The 13,810-nt window shown below is 67.0% G+C and carries 12 protein-coding genes; 5 read left to right on the top strand and 7 right to left on the bottom strand.

All coding sequences use genetic code 11. The features are described 5' to 3' along the window. The first annotated feature begins 130 nt into the window (after window positions 1-130). Window positions 131-3,334, top strand: coding sequence for a Hint domain-containing protein (locus F3H87_RS22070; RefSeq protein WP_149786360.1), 3,204 nt, complete (start codon window positions 131-133; stop codon window positions 3,332-3,334). On the opposite strand, the gene F3H87_RS03845 is transcribed toward F3H87_RS22070, so the two are convergent. From F3H87_RS03845 to F3H87_RS03830, 4 genes are all read right to left on the bottom strand, one after another. Then, window positions 3,322-3,852 (bottom strand): flavodoxin domain-containing protein, encoded by a 531-nt coding sequence (locus F3H87_RS03845; RefSeq protein WP_149786361.1) that lies wholly within the window; start codon window positions 3,850-3,852, stop codon window positions 3,322-3,324. The genes F3H87_RS22070 and F3H87_RS03845 overlap by 13 nt on opposite strands. A 90-nt stretch (window positions 3,853-3,942) precedes the next feature. Continuing rightward, a complete protein-coding gene (locus F3H87_RS03840) occupies window positions 3,943-4,719 on the bottom strand; it encodes a gamma-glutamyl-gamma-aminobutyrate hydrolase family protein (protein WP_149786362.1) in 777 nt (258 codons plus the stop codon). 115 nt (window positions 4,720-4,834) lie between these two features. Then, a complete protein-coding gene (locus F3H87_RS03835) occupies window positions 4,835-5,266 on the bottom strand; it encodes a GlcG/HbpS family heme-binding protein (protein WP_149786363.1) in 432 nt (143 codons plus the stop codon). A 70-nt stretch (window positions 5,267-5,336) separates the two neighbouring features. Further along, on the bottom strand, window positions 5,337-7,481 hold the full coding sequence (locus F3H87_RS03830; protein ID WP_149786364.1) for a malate synthase G: 2,145 nt from the start codon (window positions 7,479-7,481) through the stop codon (window positions 5,337-5,339). A 239-nt stretch (window positions 7,482-7,720) separates the two neighbouring features. On the opposite strand from F3H87_RS03830, the gene pepN reads away from it, so the two are divergent. Both pepN and F3H87_RS03820 read left to right on the top strand, forming a co-directional pair. Continuing rightward, window positions 7,721-10,270, top strand: coding sequence for an aminopeptidase N (pepN, locus tag F3H87_RS03825; RefSeq protein ID WP_149786365.1), 2,550 nt, complete (start codon window positions 7,721-7,723; stop codon window positions 10,268-10,270). A gap of 71 nt (window positions 10,271-10,341) precedes the next feature. Then, window positions 10,342-10,770, top strand: coding sequence for a hypothetical protein (locus F3H87_RS03820; protein WP_149786366.1), 429 nt, complete (start codon window positions 10,342-10,344; stop codon window positions 10,768-10,770). 241 nt (window positions 10,771-11,011) lie between these two features. Here the strand turns inward: F3H87_RS03820 and F3H87_RS03815 are convergent, their stop codons facing one another. Together F3H87_RS03815 and F3H87_RS03810 are read right to left on the bottom strand one after the other, a co-directional pair. Further along, window positions 11,012-11,539 carry a peptidoglycan-binding domain-containing protein gene (locus tag F3H87_RS03815; RefSeq protein ID WP_149786367.1) on the bottom strand — a complete coding sequence of 176 codons (528 nt, stop codon included), beginning with the start codon at window positions 11,537-11,539 and terminating at the stop codon, window positions 11,012-11,014. 45 nt (window positions 11,540-11,584) lie between these two features. Continuing rightward, window positions 11,585-11,992 carry an OB-fold nucleic acid binding domain-containing protein gene (locus tag F3H87_RS03810; protein WP_149786368.1) on the bottom strand — a complete coding sequence of 136 codons (408 nt, stop codon included), beginning with the start codon at window positions 11,990-11,992 and terminating at the stop codon, window positions 11,585-11,587. A 119-nt stretch (window positions 11,993-12,111) separates the two neighbouring features. Here F3H87_RS03810 and F3H87_RS03805 point away from each other — a divergent pair, with 119 nt between their 5' ends. Then, on the top strand, window positions 12,112-12,435 hold the full coding sequence (locus F3H87_RS03805) for a 2Fe-2S iron-sulfur cluster-binding protein (RefSeq protein WP_149786369.1): 324 nt from the start codon (window positions 12,112-12,114) through the stop codon (window positions 12,433-12,435). Between the two features lie 4 nt (window positions 12,436-12,439). Then, window positions 12,440-13,159 (top strand): FG-GAP repeat domain-containing protein, encoded by a 720-nt coding sequence (locus F3H87_RS03800; RefSeq protein ID WP_149786370.1) that lies wholly within the window; start codon window positions 12,440-12,442, stop codon window positions 13,157-13,159. A 6-nt stretch (window positions 13,160-13,165) separates the two neighbouring features. Here the strand turns inward: F3H87_RS03800 and F3H87_RS03795 are convergent, their stop codons facing one another. Next, window positions 13,166-13,711 (bottom strand): hypothetical protein, encoded by a 546-nt coding sequence (locus F3H87_RS03795; protein ID WP_149786371.1) that lies wholly within the window; start codon window positions 13,709-13,711, stop codon window positions 13,166-13,168. Window positions 13,712-13,810 lie beyond the last annotated feature (99 nt).

Raw genomic sequence — 13,810 nt, 5'->3', positions numbered from 1 at the left:
TTCACAATTCCAACCTACCGCCGCCGCAGCCTGCCGATAGTGCTTTGCCCGACGAAACGCGCAGAACCGCGCGACCACGGGCAGGACCGGCAAGAGAACCTGACGCAGGACGCGTCAAGACGGGCAGGACATGGCGAACTACACGATACGGTTCTACGACTATAACCCGATCGGGAATCTGCCGACCCGGGTCAGTTCCCAATGGCGTCCCAGCACCTTTACCTGGAACGGTCCGGCGCATCCCGAAGGGATCGCCGATATCTCCGACCCCGAAAGCGGCATACAGGGGCTGACGCTGGACGATGACGACGCCGGCGGCGAAAGCGCGACCGCCAACGTGACGATCGGTGGCGCGACCTCGACCGGCAGCAATGTCGATGCCGAGGCGGTCTGGACCCTGCGCGACACCGTCACCGGCGAGGAATTCGAAGTCGCTGCCTTCGATGTCGAAAACGGTGCCGCGGCGGGTGACTACCTGATCTCGGAACAGCCCCTGATCGCCGGGCGCAGCTACGAGGTGGTGGCATACGACAGCAACCCCAACGTCCAGGCCGGGGATATCGCATTCGACTCCACCGACTACGTCGCGCCCGAGAACCTGGTCGACGGAACGCTGGGCGACGACACGATTGACGCCTCTTATGTCGATTCCGACGGCAACCGGGTCAACAGCGGCCTTGGCACCGGCGCGGACGGGATGAACGACGTGGTCGACGCCGGTGGCGGCGACGATCTGGTCGATGCCGGGGCGGGCGACGATTCGGTCCTTGGCGGGCTGGGCAGCGATACGATCATCGGCGGCGACGGCAACGACACGCTGGACGGCGGCACCGATGGCAGCACCGATATCGGCGGCACTGGCACGGTCGACAACACCTTTACCGTGATCAGCCTGGGAACATTCGCCGATATCGACCCGAACGAATCCAATAGCGCATCCGAGGATGCCTCCGATCTCGTGGGCAGCTACGGCTCGGCCAGCGAACCGCTCTATGCCGCGCTGGCCGAGATGGAGACATTCGACACCAGCGGCAACGACGCGATCGAGGATAACGACAATTACGGCACGCCGGAAAACCTGACGATCAACGGTGTCACCTACAATGTCGACTCTTTGCAGGTGTACGACGCCACCGTGTATTTCACCGACGGCAGTTCGGGCATCTTCGACGCGGTGATCATGCAGACCACCACCGGCGAGGTGTTTCTGCTGCCGGAAATGTCGAACAACGCCGACAACATCCTGCTGACCAGCGCGCCGATCCAGTCGATTTCGCTGAACGCGGTGACCAACGACGCGGCGCTGATGGCGGCCGACCGGATCGACGCCAACTATGCCATCGAGGTCGATGACGGCGCGGGCGATTCGATCGTGGGCGGCGCGGGCGACGACGTGATCTATGGCCGGGGCGGCGACGACACGCTGGAGGGCGGCGACGACGACGACCTGATCGACGGCGGCGACGGCGCCGACAGCCTGTCGGGCGGGGCCGGGAACGACACGCTGATCGGCGGAGAGGGAAACGACACCCTGGCCGGTGGCGCCGGGGCCGACGACCTGTCCGCCGGCGGGGGCATGGATTTCGTCGATTACTCGACCTCCTCCGCCGGGGTGAATATCGACCTTGCCACCGGCACCGCCTCGGGCGGGGACGCGACGGGCGACACCGGCTTCGGGGGTGTCGACGGCATCATCGGGTCGGACTGGGACGACACGCTGTCGGGTTATGACGGCGAAGGCGCCGACTGGACCAACGAGTTCTACGGCGGCGCGGGCGACGACATCCTGGACGGGCGCGGCGGGGCCGACCTGCTTTATGGCGAAGAGGGCGACGATTCGATCCTCGGCGGCGACGGCGCGGACACGCTGGATGGCGGGGCGGGCAATGACAGCCTGTATGGCGGCGCGGGCGACGACGTGATCCATGGCGACGGCGCCGCATCGGGCGGGCGCTGGGCCTACGAGGTCTATACCCGCGATTTCGACTCATCCAACGGCCAGGCCTTCGCCATCGAAACCGGCACGCTGGCCGGCAGCGGAACCACCGACACGCTGGATGTGGCCAGCGTCGGGCAGGCGGCCACCGGACAGGGCGATCCCAGCGATTTCGGGGTGATCTATACCTCGACCCTGCTTGCGCCGGACGATGGCACCTATCGGTTCGAAACCACCTCGGACGACGGATCGACCATCCGCATCCTCGACGCGCAGGGCAATCCGCTGACCTTTACCACGCAGGGCGGCGGCACCGGGCCGTTCCTGAACAACGACTACCACCAGAGCGCCACGACGCGCTGGGGCGAGGTGCAGCTCGAAGCCGGCACAGCCTACACGATCGAAGTCCGCTACTGGGAAAACGCGGGCGGCGAAGAGCTGTCGGCGCGCGTCACCCCACCCGGCGGCACCGCCGAAGACCTGGCGACAAGCGACCTGGTGATCGGCGACGGCCACGATTACATCGACGGCGGCGACGGTGCCGACCTGGTCTATGGCGGCCACGGGAACGACACCATACTGGTCGGCCAGGGCGACACGATCCATGGCGGCGCGGGCGACGATCTTTTCGTGCTGGACCCATCCAACCTGGGCGGCGGCACGATCACCATCGACGGTGGCGAAAGCGACGAACCGGGCGGCGACCGGATCGACTTTGGCGGCCTGCTGGACTGGGACGACATCACCTACAGCTCGACCGACCCCGACGCGCTGGCGGGCACCGCGACGCTTTACGACGGGACGGTCGTCAACTTCTCGAACCTCGAAGAGGTGATCATCTGCTTTGCCCGCGGCACCCGCATCCTGACGCCGCAGGGCCCGCGCCCGGTCGAGTGGCTGAAAGAGGGCGACATGGTCGTGACCCGCGACAACGGCCCCCGGCCGATCCGCTGGGCCGCATCGCGGCTGGTGCCGGGCCGGGGCAATTTCGCGCCGATCCGCTTTGCCCCCGGCGCGGTCGGCAATGCGCGCGACCTGCTGGTGTCCCCTCAGCACCGGATGCTGCTGCGCTCGCATGTGGCGGCGCTTTACTTCAACAGCCCCGAGGTGCTGCTGAGCGCCAAGCACATGGTCAACGGCACCACGATCACGCGGGCGGAATGCGGCGAGATCGAGTATTTCCACATCCTGCTGGACCGGCACGAACTGGTCTTTGCCGATGGCGCGCTGGCCGAGACCTTCCACCCCGGCGAAATGGGGCTGAGCGCGATCAGCGACGCCGCGCGCGAAGAGCTGTTTACCCTGTTCCCCGCCCTGCGCAGCAATCCCGGCAGCTATGGCGATACCGCGCGGCTTTGCCTGAAGGGGTTTGAAAGCCGCATCCTTCAGGCGGCCTGAGCGGCGAATTCGTCGACCAGCGCGCCCAGTGCCGCCCAGTCGGTATATTCGCGCTCGCCCTGCGGATCGACCTGCTGCCCCTTCTGGTGGGCGATCCAGCGCATCGCCAGCCGGCGGAAGAAATCGTACTGGCTGAACCGGAACGCGCCCGCCACCTGTGCCACCTGCCCCGCGCGCCAGCCGGTGCGCGCCTGGAACCCCTCGGCGATGCGGGCCAGATCCTGCCATTCGTCGGCATCCTCGCCCGCCGCCGCCAGCGACACCGCCAGCAGCAGCGTCGGCCGCGCGTTCAGTCGCGGCGCATGGCGCAACGCGAAACTTTCCAGCGCCGCCTGATACTTGCCGATATGAACCGACGCGGCCAGGATCGCCGCGGCGCAATCGGGCATGTCCTCGCCGCCATGTTCGACATGCAGCAGATGCGGTTCGTGCCCCTGCGCGGCAAGCCGGTCGGCACAGAACCGGGCGATCTTTCCGGTCTGGCCCTCGGTCGTGGCATAGGCGATCAGAATGTCCATGACGGCCTCCTTTTCCCGGTCGAAAGACGCGCCTGCCCTGCCACGCCGGATCGGCGCGCGCCTTGCGTCAGGTCATGGAAGCCGCGACTGTCAGGCGGATTTCAGGATCTGCGGCCGGCGCGCCTGCGCCCAGGCCCTGACGGCATCGCCGAAGGCGGTGAACAGCGGACGCGACACCGGGTCGTTGGCGGCATCCCATTCCGGGTGCCACTGCACCGACAGGGTGAAACCCGGCGCATCCCTGACATAGATCGCCTCGGGCGTGTCGTCGGGGGCATGGCCCTCGATCACGATACGGTGCCCCGGTGTCAGGATGCCCTGCCCGTGCAGCGTGTTGGTCATCACCTCGCTTGCGCCCAGAAGACGGTGGAACACGCCATCCTCGGTGAAACTCACCTTGTGGCGCAGCGCGAATTTCTCTTCGATGGTGCCATCGGGGGGCATCCGGTGGTTCAGGCGGCCGGGGATGTCGCGAATCTCGGGATGCAGCGAGCCGCCCATCGCCACGTTCACCTCCTGGAAGCCGCGGCAGATGCCGAAAAACGGCTGCCCGCGCTCGACGCAGGCGCGCACCAGCGGCAGGGTGATCGCGTCGCGCGCACGGTCGAATTCGCCATGCGCCTCGGTCGCCTCGTGGCCGTATTCCTCGGGGTGGACATTGGGCCGCCCGCCGGTCAGCAGGAAGCCGTCGCAGCAGTCCATCAGCTCGTCCACCGACATGAAACGCGGATCGGCGGGCACGATCATCGGGATGCAGCCGGACACGCAGGCCACCGCCTCGGAGTTCATGGTGCCGCCCGCATGGGTCGGGTAGCTGTCATTGATGAGATGCGAGTTGCCGATAATACCGACGACGGGACGAGTCATGTTGGGCCTGTTCGTTGCCTTCGGGCCCCAGATATAACGCGCAAGGGATCAGGAAAACACCCCCCGCACGCCTGCGCCCGCGCACATGCGCCCTGCACGCCCGAAAAACGGGCGCTCAGGGTTCGGCCGTCAGCCCGCCCGCCGCCGCGATACCGGCCAGCGCCGCGGCCTCGTCGTTTTCCGAACTGTCGCCGGTCACGCCCACCGCGCCCAGCATACGGCCCCGCGCATCGCGCAGGATGACGCCGCCCGGCACCGGCACCACCGCGCCGCCATAGACACCGTTGGCGGCGGCCATGAAATAGGCCTGCGCCTCGGCCCGGTCGCGCTGTGCACGTCCGCCCATGCCCAGCATCACCGCGCCATAGGCCTTGCCATGCGCGATGCCATACCGCCCCGGGCTGGCGCCGTCGCCACGCTCGAACGCGATGGGATTGCCGCCATCGTCCAGCACGACGGCGCTGAGCGGCTTCATCCCCTCGGCCCGGCCGTGTTCCAGCGCCTTGCGGATGATGGTGCGCGCCTTGCGCAGGGAAATTCCGGCCATCTGTCTTCCTCTCTCTGGAAATATTCCGGGGGGTCCGGGGGGCAGCGCCCCCCGAAACCACCCTGCCCGCCTATACCGCCGCTTTCAACTCCAGCCGGCGGCGATGCAGCACCGGCTCGGTATAGCCCGAGGGCTGCACCCTGCCTTCGAACACCAGGTCGCAGGCCGCCTGAAAGGCGATCCCGTCGAAACCGGGCGCCATCGGGCGATAGGCCGGATCGCCGGCGTTCTGCTCGTCCACCACGCGGGCCATCTTTTGCATGGCGGCCATGGCCTGATCGCGGCTGACCACGCCGTGATGCAGCCAGTTGGCGATATGCTGCGAGCTGATGCGGCAGGTCGCGCGATCCTCCATCAATCCCACGTCGTTGATGTCGGGCACCTTGGAGCAGCCGATGCCTTGGTCGATCCAGCGCACCACGTAGCCAAGGATACCCTGCGCGTTGTTCTCGACCTCGCGCATGATCTGGGCGTCGGTCCATTTGCGGTAGCTGGCGACGGGGATATCCAGCAGCGTATCCAGATGCGCGCGGCGGCCCCCGGCCCTGATCCCGTCCTGCACGGCGAAGACATCGACCTTGTGGTAATGCAGCGCGTGCAGCGTGGCGGCGGTGGGCGACGGCACCCAGGCGCAGTTGGCCCCGGCCCTGGGGTGCTCGATCTTCTGGTCCAGCATCTCGGCCATCGCGTCGGGTTTCGCCCACATGCCCTTGCCGATCTGCGCGCGACCCTGCAGCCCGCATTCCAGCCCGATATCCACGTTCAGGTTTTCATAGGCGCCGATCCACGGCTTGCGCTTGATGAAATCCTTGCGGCTGAACGGCCCCGCCTCCATCGAGGTGTGGATTTCGTCGCCGGTACGGTCGAGAAATCCGGTATTGATGAAGCACACGCGGGATTTCGCGGCGCGGATACATTCCTTGAGATTCGCGCTGGTGCGGCGCTCCTCGTCCATGATGCCCAGCTTCACGGTGTTGCGCGGCAGGCCCAGCGCGTCCTCGACCATGTCGAAACTTTCGACGGCGAAAGCCACCTCTTCGGGCCCGTGCATCTTGGGCTTGACCACGTAGACCGAGCCGGTGACCGAATTGCCGCCCTCGCGGGCAAGGTCGTGCATGGCGATCAGCGTGGTCACCATCGCGTCCATCAGCCCCTCGTATATCTCGTCGCCGTCGCGGGTCAGGATCGCGGGGTTGGTCATCAGGTGGCCCACGTTGCGCACCAGCATCAGCGCGCGGCCCTTAAGCATGACCTCGCCCTTGCCGTCGGGCGCGGTATAGGTCCGGTCGCCGGCCAGCCGGCGGGTCATCCGGCACCCGCCCTTTTCAAAGCTGTCCTCAAGGTCGCCTTTCATCAGCCCCAGCCAGTTGCCATAGGCGCCCACCTTGTCAGCGGCATCGACGCAGGCGACCGAATCCTCGCAATCCATGATCGCAGACATGGCGCTTTCCATCCGCACATCGGCAAGGCCCGCCCGGTCGCGGCTGCCGATCGGGTGGGTGCGGTCGAAGACCAGTTCCACATGCAGCCCGTGATTGACCAGCAGCACCGCGTCGGGCGCCTTGGGGTGGCCCCGGTAGCCCGCGAATTTCGCCGGATCGGCCAGCGGCATGTCATCGACCAGCACCTGCCCGCCCTCGACATGATACCGCCGCGCGTCGGCGTGGCTGCCACCGGCGATGGGAAACGCCTCGTCCAGGAATACCCTTGCCTTGGCCACCACGCGCGCGCCGCGGCCCTTGTCGTAGCCGCCGGTGGGGATCGGCGTGCCCATCACGTCGGTGCCATAGAAACAATCGTAAAGGCTGCCCCAGCGCGCATTCGCCGCGTTCAGCGCGAAACGCGCATTGGTGATCGGCACCACCAGCTGCGGGCCGGGCACGCGTGCGATCTCGGGGTCGGTATTGGCGGTGTCGATCTCGAAATCGCCGCCCTCGGGCACCAGGTATCCGATCTCTTCCAGGAAGGCGCGATAGGCATCGGCATCGTGCGGCGCGGCGTTGCGTTCGCGGTGCCAGGCGTCGATTTTGGCCTGCAAATCCTCGCGTTTCTGCAAAAGCGCGCGGTTCTTCGGCCCCTGCGTATGCGCGATATCCGACAGCCCCTTCCAGAAGGCATCGGCCGTCACGCCCGTTCCGGGCAGCGCGCGGTCGTCGATGAATGCCGCCAGTTCCTCGGCCACCTGCAGGCCGTGCTTGTCGATCCGTGCCGTCATGAACCCCTCCATTGACCGGTTGGTTTTCAGGATTAGGGCAGAAGTTTCCTATAGGCAACAGAGGTGGTAAGACTTTTTTACCAATTTTTCCGCATGTCTTTCAGGAAAAACCGAACAATAAGGCGCAGTTTCCGAATTTTCCGTCAGATCGCCCGCAGCAGCCCGACCATTGAAGCCGCGCCGCCATCGCTCTAACGTCGCGGGCGAACCCCGTGATTTCCGCTATCGGAGCGCCCGCGATGAAAGACGCCTCTCCCCAGACCATCTATCTTGCCGATTACACGCCGCCGGCCTTCCTTGTCGGCCCGGTCACGCTGACCTTTCGGCTGGATCCGGAAAAAACCCGCGTTATCAGCAAAATAGAGTTCAGACCTAACCCCGCGTCGCAATCGGATACGTTCTTTCTGCATGGCGAGAACCTGACCCTGATCCGCGCCGCCATCGACGGGCAGGAGGTCACGCCCGAGCTGAGCGCACAGGGCCTGACCTGCGCCGTGCCCGACCGCCCCTTTACCTGGGAGGCCGAGGTTGAGATCGCCCCCGCCGCCAACACCGCGCTGGAGGGGCTTTACATGTCGAACGGCATGTATTGCACCCAGTGCGAGGCCGAGGGGTTTCGCAAGATCACCTATTACCCCGACCGTCCCGACGTGATGGCGCCCTTTACCGTGCGTATCGAGGGCAGGGAAAAGATCATGCTGTCGAACGGCAACCCCGCCGGGCGGGGCGATGGCTGGGCCGAATGGCACGATCCCTGGCCCAAACCCGCCTACCTGTTCGCGTTGGTGGCGGGCGATCTGGTCAACCACCCCGACCGTTTCACCACGAAATCCGGCCGCGAGGTCGAACTGAACATCTGGGTCCGCCCCGGCGACGAGGATAAATGCGCCTTCGGCATGGAGGCGCTGAAAAAGTCGATGACGTGGGACGAGGAAACCTATGGCCGCGAATACGATCTGGACGTGTTCAACATCGTCGCGGTGGACGATTTCAACATGGGCGCGATGGAGAACAAGGGGCTGAACATCTTCAACTCGTCCTGCGTGCTGGCCAGCCCCGAAACCAGCACCGACGCCAATTTCGAACGGATCGAGGCGATCATCGCGCATGAGTATTTCCACAACTGGACCGGCAACCGCATCACCTGCCGCGACTGGTTCCAGCTTTGCCTGAAAGAGGGGCTGACGGTGTTCCGCGATGCCCAGTTCACCGCCGACATGCGCAGCGCGCCGGTCAAGCGGATCGAGGACGCGATCATGCTGCGCGGGCGCCAGTTCCGCGAGGATAACGGCCCGCTGGCGCACCCGGTGCGGCCCGACAGTTTTGTCGAGATCAACAATTTCTATACCGCCACCGTCTATGAAAAGGGCGCCGAGCTGATCGGGATGTTGAAGACGCTGTTCGGGCATGACGAGTATTACAAGGCGCTGGACCTTTATTTCCAGCGCCACGATGGCGATGCCGCCACGATCGAGGACTGGCTCAAGGTGTTCGAGGACGCCACCGGCCGCGACCTGACCCAGTTCAAACGCTGGTACGAACAGGCCGGCACGCCCCGGCTGAGTATCTCGGACGACTTCAGCAACGGCACCTATACCCTTACGTTCAAACAGGAAACGCCCCCCACCCCTGGCCAGCCGCAGAAGGATCCGCGGGTCATTCCCATCGCCGTGGGGCTGCTGAACCCCAATGGCGACGAGGTGGTGCCGACCACGGTTCTGGAAATGACGCAGGCCGAGCAGAGCTTTGCCTTCGACGGGCTCGCATCGCGGCCCACCCCGTCGATCCTGCGCGATTTCTCGGCCCCGGTGATCCTTGAACACAAGACCGACAACGCCACGCGCGCCTTCCTGCTGGCCAACGACACCGACCCGTTCAACCGCTGGCAGGCGGGGCGCGACCTGGTTCTGGACACGCTGTTGCGCATGATCCGGCAGGGCGACGCGCCCGACAGCGCCTATCTCGATGCGCTGCACCGGCTGATCCGCGACGACACGCAAGACCCGGCCTTCCGCGCCCTCGCGCTTGGCCTGCCGCCGCAGGACGAGCTGGCGCAACTGATCCACGACGCCGGCGCGGTGCCCGATCCGCAGGCCATATGGGAGGCGACCGAGACCCTGAAACAGGCCCGCGCCGAGGCGTTTCAGGACACCGCGACGCGGCTTTACGCGCAGTACCAGGTCACCGATCCCTACCGGCCCTCGGCCGAACAGGCCGCCGCCCGGCGGCTGGCCAATGCCGCGCTTGGCATCATCAACCGGCTGGATGGCGGCGCGCTGGCGCAGCGCCAGTTCGACGGCGCCGACAACATGACCCAGCAGCTTGCCGCGCTTTCGGCGCTGATTTCGGCGGGCAAGGGCGATGCGGCGGTGGCGCGGTTCTACGACCAGTGGAAACACGACCGGCTGGTGATCGACAAATGGTTCGCCATCCAGATCCAGAACGCCGCCCCGCAGGATGCCGCACCGCGCACGAAAGACCTGACGCAACACCCTGATTTCACGATCAGAAACCCCAACCGCTTCCGCTCGGTCCTGGGCGCGCTGGCGGGCAATTCGGCGGGGTTCCACCATGCCTCGGGCGCGGGCTATGCGCTGCTGGCAGACCAGCTTGTGGCGCTCGATCCGGTGAACCCGCAGACCACCGCGCGCATGTGCACCGCGTTCGAGACATGGGCGCGCTATGACGCCACCCGGCAGGCCCATGCCAGGGCGGCGCTGGAGCGTATCCTCGCCACGCCGGACCTGTCGCGCGACACGACCGAGATGGTCACCCGCATACTGGGCTGAACGAAAGGGAGAAGGACCATGCGCAGGGCCGGCAGCCCCCTCGGTAACGGCGCGATCCCGGCGGGCGGGCGATGAGCCTTGCCTTTCGCCGCACCGGCCGGTCGCGCCGCAACCTTGTCGCGCTGGCGCTGGTCTGGGCGGTGCTGCTGGGGATGCTGGCGGCCCTGAACGCGGCGGTCTGGATCGTGCTGTTCCTGTGGCTGTTCACCCTGCCGCTGGCGTGGGAGGTCTGGCGCAACCCCGAAAGCCGCCTGACCCTCGACGACCGGGCGCTTGACTGGCAGGGCATCCTCGGGGCCGACCGCGTGCCGCTGGCGCTGATCGAAAAGGTGCGTTTCGACCGCCGGCTCGATCTGTCGATGCGCGTCACGCTGGTGCTGACGGATGGCCGCAAGATCCGCCTGCCCCATGACGTGCTGCCCCCGCATGACCGGTTCGAGGCGGCGTTGCAGGCACAGGGCGTTCGGGTCGAACGCCATCCGTTCTCGCTGCTGGGCTGAGGGCGGTTGCCGCGAAACCACCGTTTGAACGATGCACCCCGCCCGGAACAGCCGCGAAGCGGCCCGGGCATCGCACGGCCGCCCCCCGGCCGGGCGATTGGCTGCCGCAGGCACTCCGCTTCGAGGGAGGAAGTGGCGGCGCGATAAAATGCCAGCCACAAATGTCGGATCGCCCGACCGCGGCCCTGCGATGCCCTCTGTTGCGCTCAGCCTGAAATGTTGACCGGGCCTTCGGGCAGACTCACCCCGCCTCAGCGGGCCGTTCGATCGCCACCAGCCCCAGCCTGCGCGCCGTGTCCAGCGACAGGATGCCCGAATCCAGCCCCCCCGGCGCCTGGAACCGGCGCACGGCATGGCGGGTGCGGGCGTCCATCTCGCCGGTGAGCGGGCCGCCATAAAGCCCCCGCGCCGCCAGCGCGCGTTGCAGGCTTTGCACGAACTCGACCGTCAGAACATCCTCGCAAGGCGTTTCGAACCATGTCTCGCGCCGTTCCTCCACGATCATCTGCCGGGTTTCCGTTCGATAGACCGGCGGCGCGGTGACCGATCCGTCGGCCAGCACCTCGGCGGGCTGCACCAGCACCTGTTCGGTTACCGTTTCGATCACCGCGGGGGTTTCGGTCTTGCCCCAGCAGGTGCCCGGCGCCGCGCCCGGCGGGGCGGGCTGGAACAGCCGCGTGACCCCGGGCTCGCCCGCACCGAGGGGCGCCTGGGCCTGACAGGCCCCGAGCGCCAGGAAAAGCGCCGCCGCGATGGCGGGTCGGGTCATCGTGAACATCTGCTCGTCGCCTCTGTCGCCGGGCTTTGGCGCAGGTTACCCGGTTTCCCCCGGCAAAGAAAGCGCGGCCTCCGCCCCGCCATCGAGCAGCGTGTCGAGCAGCGCCGAGATATCCTCGATCCCGTCGGCGATGACATGGGTCACCCCCGCCTCGCGCTGCAGCTGCCCGGTCACCCGCAGCAGCCGCCCGGCAATCACCGCGCGGCGGAACCGTTCGAAGATCTTGCGCCAGACGATCACGTTGACCACGCCGGTTTCATCCTCGAGCGTCAGGAAGATCACGCCCTTCGCGGTGCCGGGACGCTGGCGCAGGATGACCAGCCCCGCCACCGTCACCCGCGCACCCGATGGCGGCTCGGGCAGCCGCGCGGCGACCAGCGCCCTGGGCGGGCGCGGCCAGTCCTGCGGGGGATGGTTATCGGGGCGATACGACACAGGGAACATAACTAGAACATTCACGGATTCTTGCAAGCCCGCAGCGCATGGCGGGCAGAATGGGCTGGCACGCCCTGAATCGCTTGGCTAGGAAAGGCAGCGAAATCGCACGAGGGGAGAGCACCCAGATGGCCAGGATTACCTATATCGAGCATAACGGCACCGAGCACGTCGTCGAGGTTCCCAACGGCATGACCGTCATGGAAGGCGCCCGCGACAACAACATCCCCGGTATCGAGGCCGATTGCGGCGGCGCCTGCGCCTGTTCGACCTGCCATGTCTATGTCGCGCCCGAATGGGTGGACAAGCTGCCCCCCCGCGACGACATGGAAGAGGACATGCTGGATTTCGCCTACGAGCCCGATCCCGAACGCTCGCGCCTGACCTGCCAGCTCAAGGTGAGCGATGCGCTGGACGGCCTGGTCGTGACCATGCCCGAAAAACAGATCTGAACCGATGCGCGCCGCCTGGGCGGGGCTGTGTTGCGTCCTGATCGCGTCAGGCCCGGCCCTTGCCCGCGACATCACCGGCGCGCGGTTCACCGGCCCGGTCACGCATTACGCCCACGGCATCCTGGGGGACGGGATCGAATATTCCGGCATGACGCTGCGGCTGTCGGACCGGCGCAGTTACGAAATCCGGTTCCGTCCAGGCACCCGCGTTTTCGAGGATATCGCCCCCCGCCTGTGGGACGTGACCGGCGACGGCAGGCCCGAGGTGGTGGTGATCGAAACCGATCCGGCGCAGGGCGCGCAACTGGCCATCTACGGGCTGGGGGCCGACGGCACGCCCGCCAGGCTGGCCGCCACGCCGCATATCGGGCAGCCGAACCGCTGGCTCGCGCCCATCGGTGCGGCCGATCTGGATGGCGACGGCAGGATCGAGATCGCCTATATCGACCGCCCGCACCTGACCCGGCGGCTGCGCGTCTGGCGCTATGAAAACGGCGGGCTGACCCACCTGGCCGATCTGGACGGGCTGAGCAATCACCGGATCGGGTGGGATTTCATCCCCGGCGGCATCCGCGACTGCGGTCAGGGCCCCGAGATGGTGACGGCCGATGGCGACTGGCACCGCGTCATGGTCACGACCTATCGCAACGGGCGGCTGGCAAGCCGCGCCACCGGCCCCTATACCGGCCCCGGCAGCCTTGACGCGGCGCTTGGCTGCGACTGACCGGCCCTATTCGCGCCGGCCCATGGCGGTCAGGATACCGGGCAAGGCTGCCGCGCTGACATCCGAGACGCGCCTGCGCGCCCGGTACCAGGCCAGCAGGCCCAGCCCCGCCGCCGCGAAAACCACCGCCCCGCCAAGCGGCAGCATGGCACCGGGCAGGGCAAAGCCCAGGATCGCCATCGCCGCCACGACCCCCAGCCCCACCAGCCGCAACAGCCTGTCCGGCACGAAGGCGACGCGGTACGCGATGCGGAATCCGGGGCTCAGATCGGCCAGCAGTTCGGCCACCCGGGCAGCCAGCGCGCGATGTTCCAGCACGTCGCGGGCCTGCGACATGCGCTGGCGCGGCGCCTCGATGGCCACCTCGCGCCAGCCCTCCGGGGTTTGCAGCCGCAGCGCAAGGCGCACCCGCGACAATCCCCGCTGTTCGGAATAGACCGCGCCGGTGACCTGCCCGAGATCGACCGTCCACAGCCCGCCGCCCCGGTCACGCCCCGACAGGTAGCGCCCGGTCAGGCGTGCCCCGGCACATGCGATTGTGTCATCCTGCATCCGGGCCTCCCGACCCCTCGCTCCGCCACGGAGGGTAGCAACAGGATCGCCGCGCGCCAAACCTTTGGCCAATAACGGGAAAGTTCTGAAAAAACTCTC

The organism is Lutimaribacter pacificus (assembly GCF_900142185.1).
GTDB classification, from domain to species: Bacteria; Pseudomonadota; Alphaproteobacteria; order Rhodobacterales; family Rhodobacteraceae; genus Lutimaribacter; species Lutimaribacter pacificus.
Note: the sequence above shows the minus strand (reverse complement) of the source record. Positions and strands in the feature narration are given on the sequence as shown.